We start from the raw sequence: 16570 nt of genomic DNA on the forward strand, positions 1-16570 counted from the left end.
ATATGTTAATATTAGGATCGTTCGATTACACTTTTATCAAAAATATATCTAAATTCTTCAATACAATTCAGATATATTATTAAATATGCATTATATATTAACCCTCGATTTAAGAAAATAAATATATTTTTGTCAAATAAGTCAATATTCTTATTAAGTTTTATGCATGCATAACAGGAGCATTTTTAACATTTAAATGTGAAGATTTATGAAAATTAATTCCTACCAATCATGTAAGTTAAAATTTACACTACTGTTCATTGTCCTTTTAGCTTCACTAAATGTCTTCCCCCAACAACTAAAGGCTGGCGCAGCCAAACGAATAATTACCCCTGAGCCGTTAATTCCGGTTTCTGGCGGTGTGGGAACTCCCAAACCCGCTACAGTAAAAAAAGGAGATCTATATGTTAGGGCAATGGTCTTGGAAAAAGGTGGGGAAAAAGTTGCCATTGTTAACATAGACAATTTGGGTTGGCCTGCTGCGCTAGGCAATAAAGCAAGAAAATTGATCAAGGATATTCCATTCAACAACATTCTTATAGGGGCCACACACACCCATAGTGCTCCCGATGCCTATGCCTTCCCTGATGAAAAAGGCAATTTTTCAGCCGATTTAAAATATCTCGATTGGTGTGTAACCCAAATTGCGGATGCGGTGAACGAAGCTTCAAAAAATCTGGAACCCGCCAAACTTAAAATTGCGGTGGGTGAAGCCAAGGGAAAAATAGCCTATAATTACTACGCCCCAGAATTGTACGACCCAAGATGCGGCGTAATACAGGCCTTAGGCACCAAAGGCAAGAATAAGGACCAACCCATTGTTACTCTGGTAAACTATGCCATTCATCCTGAGATCCTTGGCAGTGACCAAGGAATATTGAGTCCGGATCTAATAGGACCATTATACGATAGGATTGAAGCCAAGGCTGGTGGGATGGCGCTGTTTATGAACGGTGCCCAAGGAGGAATGGTCACAGCAGACAATAGACAGGACAATAATAAGGAAGCCAATGATTGGGAAGAATGCAAGCGAATAGGGAACCTATTGGCAGATGAGGCCCTAAGGATTTTATCCGATGCCCAAATCCAGGAGGATCCACAACTCTATTGTACCTCCACACAGACCGAATTCCCAATAGATTCGGAAATGATGCGATATATTTTTAACAATTCGCCCCTAAAAATGGGCAACTCCGATAATAGAATTAGCACCACCCTTAACCTATTAAATATTGGATCGGCCCAAATCCTGACCATACCAGGTGAAGCCCTTCCCAACATAGGGTACTATTTAAAAAGAAATATGCCCACGGATCATCCTTTTCTTTTTGGGCTCACCAATGATGCCTTTGGATATATTCTGACCAAAGAAGATTTCAACAGTTTTAAAAGATATATGTATATAAGTCGCACTAGCTTAGGGGAAAAAACAGGAGAAATCCTGATCAATAATTTATTGACCCTGATCAAAAACAGTCCTGTACCAATAAAATAATTTCTAACATCTTAACAAAAATATTTATGAAAAAATTGCTTTCCCTTTCCCTGATGATATCCTTAATAGTAACTTCATCTTGCAAGGACAATCAGAAAAAGCTGGTGGAAAACGTTGCCCCTCCCGCAGAGAAAGTAACTCCATCTACGGCCTTGCAGAGTTACCTAAACAATGAGGACCAAACCTATAAATGGGAGTTAAAAGAAAATTATTCCATTGGCGAGGTAACAGCCTATGAGCTCATGCTCACTTCCCAAAAATGGCGCGAACACGTCTGGACCCATGAACTTACCATATTGGTCCCCAAAGAAGTTGTCCATGACGGGGCTCTCCTCTTGATTACAGGCGGGAGCATAAAAGAGGGAATACCTAATTGGTCTTCCAATGAAGATGACAAAAAATCGATCAGTTTTGCCCAAGTAGCCGAAAAGAACAAGGCCATAGTAGCTATAGTGCGACAGGTCCCCAACCAACCGCTTTATGATGGCCTTACCGAAGACGAACTCATTTCCTTTACCCTTCACAATTATAAAAACGACAAGGACCCAACATGGCCCTTACTATTCCCTATGGTAAAGAGCGCTGTAAGGGCTATGGATGCCGTACAGGAATTCTCCAGCAAAAATCTCCAAAAAGAGATAAGTCGCTTTACAGTTACCGGAGCTTCCAAGAGAGGGTGGACCACATGGCTCACCGGGGCAAACGACAAGAGGGTCGAGACTATAGCTCCAATGGTAATAGACGTTTTAAACATGCCTGTAAGTTTGGATTATCAAATTACGGCCTGGAACGAATATAGTATACAGATCAATGATTATATAAAATTGGAAATCCCGCAAACTGTTGGGACTGAGGATGGCAAGGCCATTACCCAAATGGTGGATCCCTATTCCTATAGGGCTAATCTAAGCATGCCAAAACTAATATTTATCGGCACCAATGACGAATATTGGCCAGTGGATGCTATTAAGAATTACATTAACGATATCCCAGGTGAAAATTACGTTCACTATGTACCCAATGCCGGTCACGATTTAGGTAATGGAGAACAGGCTATGAGGGCCTTAAGTGCCTTTTGGGGGAAATCGTTGTCAAAAACGCCTCAGACCTCCTTATCCTACGACCTAAAGGCAGACCAAACATCGGCGACCCTAACGGTCAAAACCACTTCCGATGAGCTTCAGAATGCCTATTTATGGTCTGCCGATTCATCGGACAGGGACTTTAGGGATGAAGAATGGACTTCTAAAAAAATAGACTCCAAAGACCATAACCATATTTTTCAGCAGGTAAAATTCCCGAAAAGTGGGTATAAGGCATTTTATATCGATTTGGAGTATGCAGACCCAAATGGGGGAAAATATACCAAGAGCACAAGAATGTACTTAGCGGATGACGATGAAGTCCTATAGTAAAAAACGGATATATTGGTTTCTTGGAAGTATAGCCCTGCTTTTGTTGTTGGCATTTACCATTATTTACGCGAGTGATACCAGCGAGACTTTTCCTGTAAGCGAATATTACGCTTATGATAAGGCAATACCCCTGAAGGATTCCATCAAGATTATAGAGGATACCACAGACCATATACTTTACCATGTCTCCTACAATAGTGTACATGACAAAAAAGTTACCGGTCTGTTGAGTTTGCCAAAAAACAGTTCCACTCCCCTTCCTGTGATCATCTTAATGCACGGTCTTGGGGACAACAAGAATGTGGATTACGTATCCTATGGTAACGACCTATTACTCAAAAATGGGTATGCCGTGTTCCGGATAGATTTCAGTAATCACGGGGAGCGAAAAAAAGATGTTTATGATTTTAACCTTACTGGGAAATACAAACATTGGAGTCGGGACATTATTAGTCAGACAGTATTCGACCTAAGGCGAGCGGTCGATTTTATTGAAACAAGGGAAGAATTGGATGCCCGAAGAATTGGATATTACGGCATAAGTTTGGGTGGAATTACAGGCACTATTTTTTGCGGAATAGATAATCGTATAAAGGTTCCAATTGTTGCCCTAGCGGGTGGACAATTAAATTTGTTGTACGAAAAAGAAGCCCTGACCGAGAAGGCCAAAGATTTTGTAAGTACCATTGAACCATTAAACTTTGTAAAGCAGATTGCTCCACGTCCGTTCCTGATGTTAAATGCACAAAATGATGAAATAGTACCTCCACTAATGAGCAAACTGCTTTTCAGCGCAGCAGAAGAACCCAAAGAGATTATATGGTACGATGCCAAACATAGGGATGCACCTCTGGACATCATTTATGGAGACGGGCTCAACTGGTTTAAAAAATATTTATAAATTAAAACATCAAAAAAATGAAAAAATCATATCTATTTACCTTGTCGTTGAGCTTTTGCATAACCCTCTTTCTTAGTGGTTGTGGGGAAAAGAAAAAAAACGCCGATGAAGCCCTAAACAATGGCTCTACGGAACTAGAAACAACCTTAGAGGCCAAAAATTGGGCAGAAAAATTGGGATGGCCTGCCGGAAAAAAGGTAATCATGTTACATGCAGATGACATTGGGATGTGTCCGGAGGCCAACATCGCTGCCAAGGAACAATTGACCAAGGGAGAAATACAATCCGCTGCCGTGATGATACCCTGTCCCAATGCGGAAGAATTCATTATTTGGGCCAAGGAAAATCCTGCTATGGATGTAGGCTTGCACCTTACCCTCACCAGCGAATGGAAAAAACATCGTTGGGGCCCAATTACCCCGGATAACGAAGTCCCTGGATTGCTGGACCCGGAAGACAAACTATGGAGAAGTGTACCGGAAGTTGTACAACATGCCTCAGCCGAGGAAGTGGAAAAAGAAATACGCGCACAAATTGAACAATCTTTAGCTTGGGGCTATAAACCAGACCACATAGACACCCATATGGGCACCTTGTTCGGTGATCCCAGTTATGTAAAGGTTTATATGAAGGTAGCCCAAGAATATGGCATTCCTGCAAATATTATTGACATATCCGTACCAGAGGTTTTGGCCGAATTTAGGAAACAGGGGTATCCTATGGATGATTCGGTAGTGAAAATGTCCGCCGAATACACCTTGCCCAAATTAGACTTTTTTTCCAGTGCACCCAAGGCGGATTCCTATGAAGAAAAAGTGGAAGTATTTAAAACATTGATTAATTCGCTACCCCCTGGTCTTACTGAAATCATTTTTCACCCATCCGTAGAAACAGACAACCTAAGGGGCATTACGGGATCATGGCAACAAAGGGTCTGGGAATCACAGATTTTTGCCGATCCAGATCTAGTCAATTTCTTCAAGGAGGAGGGAATAATTTTCACCAATTGGAAAGAAATAATGACTAGGTTCAATGCCATGAAATAAAAGGAGTTTTCAATCAAAATATACTCCGTCTCGTGATGTAAAGGCGGTCACGGCTAAATAAAAGGTATTAAACCTCAGGGCAAGCCCTGAACCCAATAATAGGAATCGACCCAAGGGTCGAGGTATTGAACCTAGATCCCGCCGAAAAAGGCGGGATTAGTTCAACTTACAATTTTCAGTGCGTCTTACTGACTTCTCAAAATTGACTTTCACTAATAAAATAAGTGCTAAATACCTCCTACCATGTCACATTGAAAATTGTTTTGGCCCTTTTACATCTTGTGACTATCGGCCCAAAATGTAGCTAAACCCTACTATCACAAGGTCGGTGGTCATATCATACGCCACTTCACTACCCGGGATAGCTCCCGTAGGATTGGTATCCGCATTCCACGGACCGCCAGCGCTATCTGGTGTCGGATTTGACAAGGGGCCACTAGTGGAACCACTGCTAGTTCCGTGGTGATAGGCAACATCTAGGCTAAAGCGTGTATTGAGCTTGTAGCTAAACCCAAACTGAAACGCATTTTTAATAACTGCCGTGGCGGGAGAGGACATAAAAACAAATTCTTCCTGAATAGGATTTTCACTATAGGTATATCCAATCCGTAAAGGCAAATTTTGGATGCCTTTATATTGAAGCCCCGTTGAGACCACAGAGATACCTTGCCACCCAAACCCCTGTACAGCACCGGTAGGAAACCCAGCGAAATCCCCACTTTCCGCCAATTGCCAGCCCGATTTACTGAATCCATCAGTATTTTCATAGTCTATAAAACGGTAATCCAAGGCATAATCGAAATCCCCCATAGAATAACCTAGACCCACGGAGTAGATGGCGGGGTAATCCATATTGAAATCCACACTTGGGGCCTCACTGCCATCCAAATAAGTATTATTAAAACTAAAATCACTGAAAATCTGTTTGGATTTATAGGAAGCACCTATCTTTAATCCGCTTCCCGAGTCGTAAAAAAGTCCAACCTGGGCTCCTATTCCAAAAGCCGTAGCCTTATCACTGTTGGGATAACCTAGAGTCTGACTAGGTGCTGCCAATGGATTGGGCCCAATTTCCAAGGTAGCATAATTAAAATTCGGTTGTATCCCCAAGGAAATCTTTTCCGTTAACTGATAGGAATAGGCAAAACTAAGCTGCAAAAGGGCGTAATCCGATTCTATATGTCCAAAGCCACCTGAACTCTGCGGCATGGTTATGGGATTGTTTTGACTTTCAGGGAAAGTAACCCCGAAACCAGAGACCCCGAAGGCCGAAATTCCAAAGGTATGTTTACTTTCATCATTTCCCCAGACATAAGCCAGGGCCGGGAGTACGGATACTCCCCTATCATCACCCGTTGTCCCGCTAAAAGGCCCGTTTTGGGTTGGCACAGTCGATGAAATTGAAGGATCTGAAAAAAACAAGCCGGCATTAAAGGACAGTATCTGTCCGTCAAAAGTAGACAGCGAGGCGGGATTCCACAATAACGCTCCGTTAATATCTAGAGGCTGAGCCGTTGCAGCCCCGCCCATCGACATGTTTACACTTCCTACCCCCTGAAGTACATGGCCTACCTGTGCTTTTGTAGCTGTACTCAACATCAGTAAAAATAATACAAGAAAAAATACTCTGCTTTTCGCATTTGTCCTCATCAGGTCCTTGATTAATATGTCCATAAATGGTTATAATTTATAAATTTCGCGCCTAGCATAATTTTAGACTATTCAAATGAGGCGCAAAAATACATAAATAAAATCTATAGATTTAATAGGATAAGAAAAATTTAAGAAGTAAAATACAAAAGGACACTCCATTCATTGACCACTGGGGTACCATAAATAATACCGAGACAAAGAGGCTTATATATATTTCGATCGGGACTTTGAATATTCCAGCCCATTTAACATAAAAAGTAACAGATGTCCGATTTTTGGTAAATTATAATGCAAATCCAATAAAATATAATAAGCAAAATAATTTTTAAAAAGTTTTATTTGTGTATACCCCTGATTATGAAAAAATAATAGTGATTTACTTTAAAACCTATTCATCATGAATTCTACCTCTGGAATTATCCTTGCCATTTCTTTGATCATAATTATGTTCGGGATGGGCCTATCATTGACCCTTTCCGATTTTAAGAGGGTGGTAACCTATCCTAAGGCCATGATCATAGGTCTTGTCTGCCAAATGCTGTTGTTACCAATGATAGGATATTTTATTGCCGTTTCCCTAAGTTTGTCCCCGACGACTGCCATAGGCATTATGTTATTGTCAGCTTGCCCTGGAGGGCCAACATCCAACATGCTAACCTATATGGCCAAAGGCGATTTGGCACTATCCGTTTCCCTGACTGCCGTATCCAGTATTATTTCTATTTTGACCATTCCTTTTATTATTCAATTTGCGTTAAAAGAATTTTCCAATGAGACAATGGCCATTACGGTCGATGCCATAACAATGGTGAAACAACTAATGGTAATCGTAATCATTCCCGTAGGAATTGGCATGCTCATAAAAAGTAAATTCGAAACCTTTGCCAACAAGATGGAAAAGCCTGTAAAAATAGCTTCTGCCATAATATTTGTTTTAGTAATTATTGGTGTGACCATTAGCGTAAAGGATGTTTTTATGAGCTATCTAAGCGAAGCTGGCCTACCGGCCATTCTGCTAAATGTGAGTACCATGACCATAGGGTTTTTGATGGCAGTAGTTTTCAAATTAACCAGGCCACAGGCCATAAGCATATCTATAGAAACGGGGATCCAAAATGGAACCTTGGCAATTACCTTGGCAACAATTGCCTTGAACAATGCCGAATACTCTATAGTTCCTGCTATTTATGGCTTGTTAATGTTTATAACGGCTACAGTAATTATTTTTATCCGTAAACCACTTGGCGTGAAAGATGGATTAAGCCTGGAAAAAGACCCGGCCAATTAATCCTTACAAACATAAGATGGGAAAAAATCGATTTATTGTTACCCTTATTATATTCATCTTTTTTGTCACTTCCTTTCTATCCAATATTTTGGACCCCCCGATCCCGGATTTCAGGGCTAATTTGAATAAGTTCATTGTTTTTACTTATGTCATGTGCTCCGTCATTATTTCGTTGTCCTTAAACCTTGCGAAAGATAACCACTGTGCCCTCTCAGATGTATCATTTTCAAGGATTTTAGAAGGAGCCAAAGATCCACTTATTATAGGTTTCATTTTTAAGATCGGATTTTGGGTCACCCCCTTCGTCAACAATAAAACAATGAAACTTAAAGACTTTTTCGGCAATAATAAAATATCCAAACCTTAAGCTTACCAAATTATGGTCAATAAAATAGTACTTACTTTTTGGATGATTTTATTATTTGTTGGCTGCAAAACCAATGATTATGACCCTTCGCAACCGCCCGAAGGGTTTGCTAACAACACTACCCTTAAAATAGCCTATACCCTAGGCGCTATTGAGCCCACCATTACCAATGTAGAAGTACCTGAGAGTATAAAAGAACATAAGGATTTGATTTATAAATCCATTGACTCAACCACATTAAAGCTCGATATTTATCATCTATACGATTTAAAAAAAGATGCCCCCCTAATTGTTTTTATACATGGTGGTGCTTGGGAAAAAGGAAAGAAAAGCAATGTGTTGCACTATTTGGTCAGCTATGCCCAAAAGGGATATGTAACAGCAACCATACAATACAGATTAAGCGGCGTGGCAAAGTACCCTGCCCAACTCCTAGATGTAGAAGACGCGGTAAAATGGCTGAAATTCCACGCAAAGGATTATAACATAAATGCACAAAAGGTAGCCCTGGCCGGTGGTTCCGCAGGGGGACATTTGGCCATGCAATACGCCTATTCCCATTCTTACAACAAAGTGGACAGCAATGGTATACCCACCAATGTTCAGGCCGTAATAAATATCTACGGTCCTTCAGATTTAACAACCGAGATTGCAAAAAAGGAAGAACGGGTACATCGCTTAATTGGAAAAAAATATGAAGAAGTCCCTGAAATGTACAGAAAAGCTTCCCCCATTCTATTTGTAAATAAAAACTCCCCTCCTACTATTTCCTTTCACGGTACTTTGGATGAACTGGTCCCCTACAGACAGTCCAAAAAACTACATGAAACCTTAAAGACATATGGAGTGCCCAATTACTATCACGAATTAAAGGGTTGGCCCCATTCCATGGACCTTTCCGCAAAGGTATTCTCCTATATTCAATATCACACGGATATATTTCTGGAAAAACATTTAAAAGCATGATAAAAAACATATTCATTCCCTTATTTACACTAGCCTTGTTACTAGGCTGCAAAGCTAAGCAGTACGATGTATCCGAACCTCCAAAGGGATACTCCAATAATACCACTTTAAAGATAGCCTACGCTACTGGGGCTTTAAAGTTAATTGAAATGGATTTCCCTATTCCAGATGACATAAAGGAATACAAGGATATAGTCTATAAAACAATGGACTCCATCCAACTTAAATTGGACATATATCATGCAAAGGATATTAAAGAAAATGCCCCCTTGATAATTTTCATCCATGGTGGTGCATGGAAAAAAGGGAACAAACATGATTATTTGGTGTATTTAAGCAGTTATGCAAAAAAAGGTTACGTCACGGCTACCATTCAATATAGATTAACGGATGTTGCAAAATATCCCGCCCAGCTGCATGATGTGGAAGACGCCGTAAGATGGCTTAAACTCAATGCGACCGATTATCATATAGATGCCAGTAAAGTAGCGCTGGTAGGGGGATCGGCAGGCGGCCATTTAGCAATGATGAATGCCTACTCCAATACCCCTGATGATGTGGATACCAAAGGAATTTCTGCAAATGTACAGGCCCTCGTAAATTTTTATGGCCCCTCCAACCTTACCGATGAAACGGCCATAAATGCATCCTCGGTTCAATATCTGATAGGTAAATCCTATGAAGAGGCTCCAGAAATGTATAAAAAGGCCTCCCCCTTGTTTCTAATCTCCAAAGACGTGCCCCCGACCCTTACATTCCAAGGCACTTTGGACGAGTTGGTTCCCTATGAACAATCGGACATTTTACATGCTACCCTACAAAAGGCCGGTGCCATTTCGTATTATCACAAACTAAAAGGGTGGCCGCATACCATGGATGCCTCGGTAAAAGTCAATGCCTATTGCCAATATCACATGGACCGATTTTTTGAAAAATACATCCCATTAAACTAAAATATTAGGAATCCCAATGAAGTTGCTTCAAAGAATAGCGAAAATCACAGCCTATGCCATTGGAATGGTCATAGGCCTAGTGCTTCTTGCTATTTTTACAGCCAGCTATAAATACAATAATATTGTAAAGGCAACTCCAAAAAATCAAACAGAAAACTTAAGCCCGGGAGAATTGGGCAAATATGTAAATACCTTTATAGGTACCGGAGGCTTTCCGTATTGGGTATGTGGATTTAACTTTCCGGGCGCTACAGTTCCCTTTGGAATGGTCCGCCTAAGTCCTGAAACCATGTCTTTCTACAATAACACCAAAGATTTTAGCACTTCTGGGTATTACTATGGGGACAACAAAATATTAGGCTTTAGCCATACCCGATTGGCTGGTACAGGTGCAACCGATGGAGGTCATTTTTTGTTTACCCCAACAACTACCCCCACTGATAAAATTGATTTCAATTTGGATTATGCCCATAAATTTTCGCATGCCAATGAAACTGCTTTTCCAGGGTATTACCGCGTACAATTAAAGAAAGAGCAAATTATTTCTGAACTTACAGCAACAGAAAGAACGGGGCTACATAGATATACCTTTCCCAAAGATGGCCATAAAAACATACTCATTCATATCACCAATACTACAGGTAACCACAAAGCACAGGATGGTGTAATCAAAATACTTCCCAAAAAAAATGAACTGGAAGGATCCGTTAAAACCTTCGGTAGCTTTGCAGGTCGTTTTGGGGGAATAAAAGTATACTTCGTAGCTAAATTCGATCATCCATTTTCCGACTATGGCATTTGGGACGGACATAAATTTAGTGCGAATACAATCTCCAAAGAAAGCGATAGTCTGAAGGTATTTTTAGGGTTCTCTAAAGAAAACATAACGGTCAAGGTAGGGATTTCCCATATAAGTATTGAAAATGCTCGTTTAAACCTAGAGACCGAAGATGGCGATCTAAATTTTGGGGATATACTCCAAATTGCCAAAGACAAATGGGAAAGCAAACTTAAATTAATTGAGATTGAAGGCGGTTCTGCTGAGGAAAGAAATGTTTTTTACAGCGCTCTATATCGAAGTTTTCAAATGCCTACTACCTTCAATGATGTTAATGGCGAATATATGGGATTCGACAAGAAAGTGCATCTGGCAACCGACTTCACTTACTATACAGATCTTTCCTTGTGGGACACTTTCCGTACGGTACATCCACTATTCAATCTAATAGCAAAGGACGAACAAAGGGACATGCTGGTCTCACTAGTGGAAATGGCCAAACAAGGAGGTAGTTTACCGCGTTGGCCATCAGGATACGGATATAGCAATTCTATGCTGGGATCTCCTGCCGACATGGTCATTGCCGAATCCTATCTTAAAGGTATCCGCAATTTTGATGTGGAACTTGCCTATAAAAAAATGAGACAAGTGGCCCTGGAGCCGATACCCAAAGACAGTTCCGCTGCGGGCCGGGAAGAAATAAACGGTTACCTTACCTACGGATATTGTCCCACAGAATTTGGGGATGAAGCGGTAAGCAAGACCTTGGAGTACGCCTGGGCCGATCATTCCATAAGCCTATTGGCCAATGAACTGCAATTGCCCGATGACCAAAAGTTATTTCAAAAACATTCCAAATTCTATAAAAATGTTTGGAATCCTGATACCCAATATTTTCAACCCAGACATAAGGATGGGCGATTTGTAGAAAAATTTAAGCCTTTGCAACTTACCTATACAGATTGGGACGATGAGTTTACCAAGGATTATACCGAAGGCAGCGCCCTTCAATGGCGGTGGGCAGTACCTTTTGATGCGGATGGACTTGTATCACTTTTTAAAAACAAAGATTATTTTGTGAGCCAACTGAACAACTTTTTTGCCAAAGCAGACCCAAAAAAGGCTACCTGGAGCCCAGGCTCCTACTACTGGCATGGAAACGAACCGGATATTCATGCCGCCTATTTATTCAACGCGGTTCAAAGACCGGACCTGACCCAAAAATGGGTGCGTTGGATCTTGGATAATAAATACGATAATTCCTATGTAGGTATAGACGGTAACGACGATGCTGGCACACTATCTGCGTGGTATATTTTTAGCTCCCTTGGATTCTACCCTATTGCGGGAACGGACATATATCAGCTGGGAGCACCACTGTTCAAAAGTGCAACCCTTAATATAGGCGAGGACCAATTGGTGATAAAAACAGAAAACTATGCCCCAGAGCATATCTACGTGAAAAAGATACTGCTCAACAACAGGAGCTTGAACCGCACTTGGATACAGCATAAAGAAATTGCCAATGGGGGTGAAATAATTTTTATAATGGCTAAAGAGCCGCAAGAAAAAATCAATGAACAATCATCTAAACTGAGCTTATGAGACTTTTATTTTTATTATGTACCTTGTTAGTAGTATCGTGTAAAGGAAAAATGGATAAATTACCTGATGTGGTCGCATTAGATCATCCTGCCATATTGGAACAGGAGTTTATTTATGAAATGAAGGATGCGCTCACCCCTGAATGTCATGCTTCTACGGTTGAAGTCAGTAATGGTACCGTTGTAGCCTCTTGGTTTGGTGGTACCGAAGAAAAAAATGATGATGTAGGCATCTGGGTATCCCGAAAGACAGGTGGATCTTGGTCTACCCCCATAGAGGTAGTCAATGGCGTACAGGAAGATGGCAGCAGATACCCATGCTGGAACCCGGTATTGTTTAAACCTAAAGACCAGCCGCTAATTTTATTCTACAAGGTAGGACCAAATCCAACCGAATGGTGGGGACTTTATATGACCTCTACCGATGACGGAAAAACCTGGTCCGCACCAGTACCACTTCCTGATGGAATTTTAGGACCTATAAAAAATCAGCCCATACAATTGGCCAGCGGAGAAATACTCTCTCCTTCAAGCACTGAAGATGATATCGAGGGATGGAAGATACACTTGGAACTTAGCACGGATAACGGCAAAACCTGGTCCAAAACCCAAGCCCTTAACGATGGCAAAGAACTAGGGGCCATTCAGCCCGTGGTCCTGAATTATGGAAATGGGAAATTACAGCTTTTGAGCAGAACCGAAAATGAGGTTATCGCAGAGAATTGGTCTAACGACTATGGAAGTACCTGGAGCAAAATGAAGGCTACAGCATTACCCAATCCAAACTCCGGCATTGACGGGGTATCCTTAAAGGATGGGCGACAATTACTGGTCTACAATCCTACCGGTAAAAATTGGGGCGACAGGGTTCCTTTAAGCCTGGCCCTATCCAACGACGGTACTAATTGGAAACGCGTTTTGGACTTGGAGCCCTTAAGGGAAAATACCGATAAGGAAGGGGAAGAATATTCCTATCCTACGATGATACAAGCTCCCGATGGGAAAGTGCATATTGTATATACCTGGAACAGAAAAACAGTGAAGTATATCGTTTTGGATCCACAAAAACTTAATTAAAACAGTAATGAAGAAATGGTTAAGAATCTTGGCGAAAATTTTTGGAGCACTTGTACTGGTTCTGATTATTCTTTTCTTTTTAGCCACCAGTACTATAGATACCACACCATATTTTGAAACACAGTATTATAAAAATACAATTGAAAATATAGAGGAAGCCGTTAAGGACAAGACCGAGACCAACGGCCAGTTGCTTGCCGGTTTTGCAAGGACAAGTATTACCCCAAAAATCGTGAGCGGAACTCCGGATCCCACCAAAGGTGAATTCAACAATATAAAAATGGCCGGTTATGGTAGTGGTAAAATTGCGACCGGTGTTCACGATTCCATTTTTGCCAAAGCTATTGCTGTTGAAGTCAATAATGAATCCGTTGTTCTGATCAATGCTGATCTAGTGGCAATACCTGAAAATGTTGTCACCAAGGTCACTGACAATCTAAAGGGAAAAATATCCAGAAAACAGCTTTTTTTTGGGGCTACCCACACCCATTCCAGTGTTGGTAATTGTATGCCCGGATATGTAGGCAAAAGTTTTGGTGGGGAGTATCGACCAGAGGTGGTGGAATGGCTTGGGCAAAAATTTTCCGCCCTCATATTACAGGCTTTGGCCGACAAACAGCCCGCCCAGTTTTCATCCGGGTACGTAAAAGTCCCCAATTTGGTGCGAAATAGAATCATAGGTGAATCCGGTAGACTCAACGACAAACTGGATCTCTTATCTTTTATCCAAGACAACGGCAAAAGGGCTACCATTGGTGCGTTTTCTGCCCATGCCACCGTTATTGGTACGGACAACGAACAATATACCGGGGACTATCCAGGGTACTTTCAACGTCATTTGGAAGAAAATGGGGTTGACCTGGCCCTGTTCTTTGCCGGCACCGTCGGCAGCCATAGCAACAAAGGCATTGGCGAGAAATTTGAAAAAGCCAAATACATAGGGGAGACCCTTGCCGACTCGGCCCGTTCTGCCTTGAACAAAATGGAGCATTTATCAACCATAGATTTAACAGCGATTTCCTCGGAAATTGAAATCCCAAAGTTGCAGTTCCTTTACATATCAGATCGCCTACGCCTCTCCCCTTACTTAGGAAGTAAACTGATGCCAGAGGTAAACCCGATCCACGTACAAGGCCTTAAACTTAACAACCTTATTTGGCTTGCCCTGCCTTATGAATTAAGTGGGGAATATGGTTTGGATTTAAAAAATGCCTTGGAACTGCAGGGGTATAACTCAGTACTCAGCAGTTTTAACGGCCAGTATTTGGGCTATATCGTTCCTCAAAAATATTACTATTTTGACACCTATGAAGCCAGATTAATGGGATGGTACGGTCCCAGCATGGGCGATTATTTAATGGAGCTCAATTTTAAAATGGCCAATGAATTAACCCATACCAAGCTATAATACAACAGGATATGAAAACAATAAAAAAAGCTTTAAAACTATTGGGGGTATTGCTTCTTCTACTAATATTGGTCGGAGCGTCTGTGGTAATTTATAATTGGCGCGATCGCCATCCAGATTATTCAATCGATCTTAAAATCGAAAACAATACTCCGCGACCCATAACGGCCGGATTTTCCAAAAAGCCCATAACCCCCACCATTGTGGATACATGGAACGATGCCAATGGAAACAACAAATACAGTGAGCATGAAGGCGACAGCTACAATGACAATAACAACAATGGAAAATTCGATGCGTATTGGATAGCAGGGATGAGCAATGCCAAACCTGCCCAGGGTGTCCATGATGATGTTTGGTCCAGGGTAATGGTGATCGACGACGGTAAAACCAGGATCGCTATGATTTCTATGGATGCCATTGGTTTTTTGCATGGCGATGTAATAGACATTAGAAAACGAATACCTGCAGAGCTGGGAATAGATTACACCCTGTTATCCTCTACCCATACCCACGAGAGCAATGACCTGGTAGGAATCTGGGGAGAAAACATTTTCAATTCCGGAGTTAATCCCGAAATGATGGAATACGTAAAATCCCAAACCGTTGCCGCCGTTACCGAAGCTGCCAACAATTTGCGCCCAGCAAAGCTTGTATTTGCGGAGGACCTTTCAGGGGATGATGACAAACTGATAAAAGACACCCGAAAGCCAATCGTTAAGGCCACCGGAATACATTTGATGCAGGTATTGGATGCCGAAAACGACTCCACTTTGGGAACCATTATCAATTGGGCCAACCACCCGGAAACATTGTGGTCTCAAAATTTATTGATCAGTTCGGATTTTCCCCATTACATAAGGGAAGCCATGGAAAATGGCGTATATAATGGAGATGAATTGGTACACGAGGGACTAGGCGGGGTAGCCGTTTATTTTTCGGGAGCTATAGGCGGACTAATGGCGCCCCATCCTTCACTGCCAATCCCAGACCCCTTTAGCGGGCAAGAATATCTTGAACCTACTTTTGAAAAAACAAAGGCTTTGGGCGACCAAATAGCCATAATGTCTTTGGCTGCCCTAAAACAAAAAGGGGATACATTGGCCAATTCCAATATTTCTTTAAGGGCAAAAACTGTTTTCGCTCCATTGGACAATACTACCTTTAAAATTGCCAGTGGTATTGGTCTGATCAATATAGGTATGCCGGAATACTTTAAGTCCAGAACAGAAGTGGGAGCCATCCGTATAGGTCCTGCCCTATTTTTAAGTATCCCTGGGGAAATATATCCCGAAATTGTATATGGTGGCATAGAAGCTCCCGAAGGTCGAGAGTTTGATATACAGCCCATGGAGATACCCCCACTTCAAGAGCTCGTTACCGACAAATACAAATTTTATTTGGGCCTCTCGAATGATGAAATTGGATACATAATACCCAAAAGCGAATGGGATAACGGAAAACCATATCTCTATAATGATAAAGGGGACACCTATGGGGAAGAAAATTCCTTGGGACCGGAAACAGGGCCCATCATCTATAGGGCTTTAACGGAGGTTATTCAGGATTTAAACTAGCACACAACCATCCCTTAAGGGTTCTATAGCTAGAAAAATCCA

12 protein-coding genes are annotated in these 16570 nt (G+C 41.4%); 11 read left to right on the forward strand and 1 reads right to left on the reverse strand.

Going from position 1 to position 16570, the window contains the following annotated elements:
* The first annotated feature begins 208 nt into the window (after positions 1-208).
* Genes MWU84_RS07305 through MWU84_RS07320 form a run of 4 tightly spaced genes read left to right on the forward strand, consistent with a single transcriptional unit; the run spans position 209 to position 4857 of the window.
* A complete protein-coding gene (locus MWU84_RS07305; protein ID WP_246900066.1) occupies positions 209-1495 on the forward strand; it encodes a hypothetical protein in 1287 nt (428 codons plus the stop codon).
* Positions 1496-1521: 26 nt separating this feature from the next.
* Complete coding sequence (locus MWU84_RS07310) at positions 1522-2907, forward strand: PhoPQ-activated protein PqaA family protein (protein ID WP_246900069.1); 1386 nt, start codon at positions 1522-1524, stop codon at positions 2905-2907.
* On the forward strand, positions 2894-3811 hold the full coding sequence (locus MWU84_RS07315; RefSeq protein WP_246900071.1) for an alpha/beta fold hydrolase: 918 nt from the start codon (positions 2894-2896) through the stop codon (positions 3809-3811). The genes MWU84_RS07310 and MWU84_RS07315 overlap by 14 nt, the downstream gene beginning before the upstream one ends.
* A 17-nt stretch (positions 3812-3828) precedes the next feature.
* The gene (locus MWU84_RS07320; RefSeq protein WP_246900073.1) at positions 3829-4857 is read left to right on the forward strand and encodes a polysaccharide deacetylase family protein; all 1029 of its coding nucleotides are present in this window, start codon (positions 3829-3831) and stop codon (positions 4855-4857) included.
* 285 nt (positions 4858-5142) lie between these two features.
* Here the strand turns inward: MWU84_RS07320 and MWU84_RS07325 are convergent, their stop codons facing one another.
* Complete coding sequence (locus tag MWU84_RS07325) at positions 5143-6531, reverse strand: porin (protein WP_246900076.1); 1389 nt, start codon at positions 6529-6531, stop codon at positions 5143-5145.
* A 376-nt stretch (positions 6532-6907) separates the two neighbouring features.
* On the opposite strand from MWU84_RS07325, the gene MWU84_RS07330 reads away from it, so the two are divergent.
* From MWU84_RS07330 to MWU84_RS07360, 7 genes are all read left to right on the forward strand, one after another.
* The gene (locus MWU84_RS07330; RefSeq protein WP_246900078.1) at positions 6908-7798 is read left to right on the forward strand and encodes a bile acid:sodium symporter family protein; all 891 of its coding nucleotides are present in this window, start codon (positions 6908-6910) and stop codon (positions 7796-7798) included.
* A gap of 379 nt (positions 7799-8177) precedes the next feature.
* Entirely contained in the window at positions 8178-9131 is a 954-nt protein-coding gene (locus MWU84_RS07335) for an alpha/beta hydrolase (protein WP_246900080.1), read from the forward strand.
* Positions 9128-10084, forward strand: coding sequence for an alpha/beta hydrolase (locus MWU84_RS07340; protein ID WP_246900082.1), 957 nt, complete (start codon positions 9128-9130; stop codon positions 10082-10084). Before MWU84_RS07335 ends, MWU84_RS07340 begins: the two co-directional genes overlap by 4 nt.
* Positions 10085-10100: 16 nt before the next feature.
* Positions 10101-12467 carry a GH92 family glycosyl hydrolase gene (locus MWU84_RS07345; RefSeq protein WP_246900084.1) on the forward strand — a complete coding sequence of 789 codons (2367 nt, stop codon included), beginning with the start codon at positions 10101-10103 and terminating at the stop codon, positions 12465-12467.
* A complete protein-coding gene (locus MWU84_RS07350; RefSeq protein WP_246900086.1) occupies positions 12464-13543 on the forward strand; it encodes a sialidase family protein in 1080 nt (359 codons plus the stop codon). Before MWU84_RS07345 ends, MWU84_RS07350 begins: the two co-directional genes overlap by 4 nt.
* Before the next feature lie 7 nt (positions 13544-13550).
* Entirely contained in the window at positions 13551-14951 is a 1401-nt protein-coding gene (locus MWU84_RS07355) for a neutral/alkaline non-lysosomal ceramidase N-terminal domain-containing protein (RefSeq protein ID WP_246900088.1), read from the forward strand.
* Between the two features lie 11 nt (positions 14952-14962).
* Complete coding sequence (locus MWU84_RS07360; protein WP_246900091.1) at positions 14963-16528, forward strand: hypothetical protein; 1566 nt, start codon at positions 14963-14965, stop codon at positions 16526-16528.
* Positions 16529-16570: the final 42 nt, after the last annotated feature.

The organism is Arenibacter sp. F20364, assembly GCF_023015905.1.
In the GTDB taxonomy this organism is placed as follows: domain Bacteria; phylum Bacteroidota; class Bacteroidia; order Flavobacteriales; family Flavobacteriaceae; genus Arenibacter.

What these genes read in the sequence shown, in the direction of transcription:
- MWU84_RS07305 (WP_246900066.1), top strand. Translation starts at nt 209, where the DNA reads ATGAAAATTAATTCCTACCAATCATGTAAGTTAAAATTTACACTACTG.
- MWU84_RS07310 (WP_246900069.1), top strand. Translation starts at nt 1,522, where the DNA reads ATGAAAAAATTGCTTTCCCTTTCCCTGATGATATCCTTAATAGTAACT.
- MWU84_RS07315 (WP_246900071.1), top strand. Translation starts at nt 2,894, where the DNA reads ATGAAGTCCTATAGTAAAAAACGGATATATTGGTTTCTTGGAAGTATA.
- MWU84_RS07320 (WP_246900073.1), top strand. Translation starts at nt 3,829, where the DNA reads ATGAAAAAATCATATCTATTTACCTTGTCGTTGAGCTTTTGCATAACC.
- MWU84_RS07325 (WP_246900076.1), bottom strand. Translation starts at nt 6,531, where the DNA reads ATGGACATATTAATCAAGGACCTGATGAGGACAAATGCGAAAAGCAGA.
- MWU84_RS07330 (WP_246900078.1), top strand. Translation starts at nt 6,908, where the DNA reads ATGAATTCTACCTCTGGAATTATCCTTGCCATTTCTTTGATCATAATT.
- MWU84_RS07335 (WP_246900080.1), top strand. Translation starts at nt 8,178, where the DNA reads ATGGTCAATAAAATAGTACTTACTTTTTGGATGATTTTATTATTTGTT.
- MWU84_RS07340 (WP_246900082.1), top strand. Translation starts at nt 9,128, where the DNA reads ATGATAAAAAACATATTCATTCCCTTATTTACACTAGCCTTGTTACTA.
- MWU84_RS07345 (WP_246900084.1), top strand. Translation starts at nt 10,101, where the DNA reads ATGAAGTTGCTTCAAAGAATAGCGAAAATCACAGCCTATGCCATTGGA.
- MWU84_RS07350 (WP_246900086.1), top strand. Translation starts at nt 12,464, where the DNA reads ATGAGACTTTTATTTTTATTATGTACCTTGTTAGTAGTATCGTGTAAA.
- MWU84_RS07355 (WP_246900088.1), top strand. Translation starts at nt 13,551, where the DNA reads ATGAAGAAATGGTTAAGAATCTTGGCGAAAATTTTTGGAGCACTTGTA.
- MWU84_RS07360 (WP_246900091.1), top strand. Translation starts at nt 14,963, where the DNA reads ATGAAAACAATAAAAAAAGCTTTAAAACTATTGGGGGTATTGCTTCTT.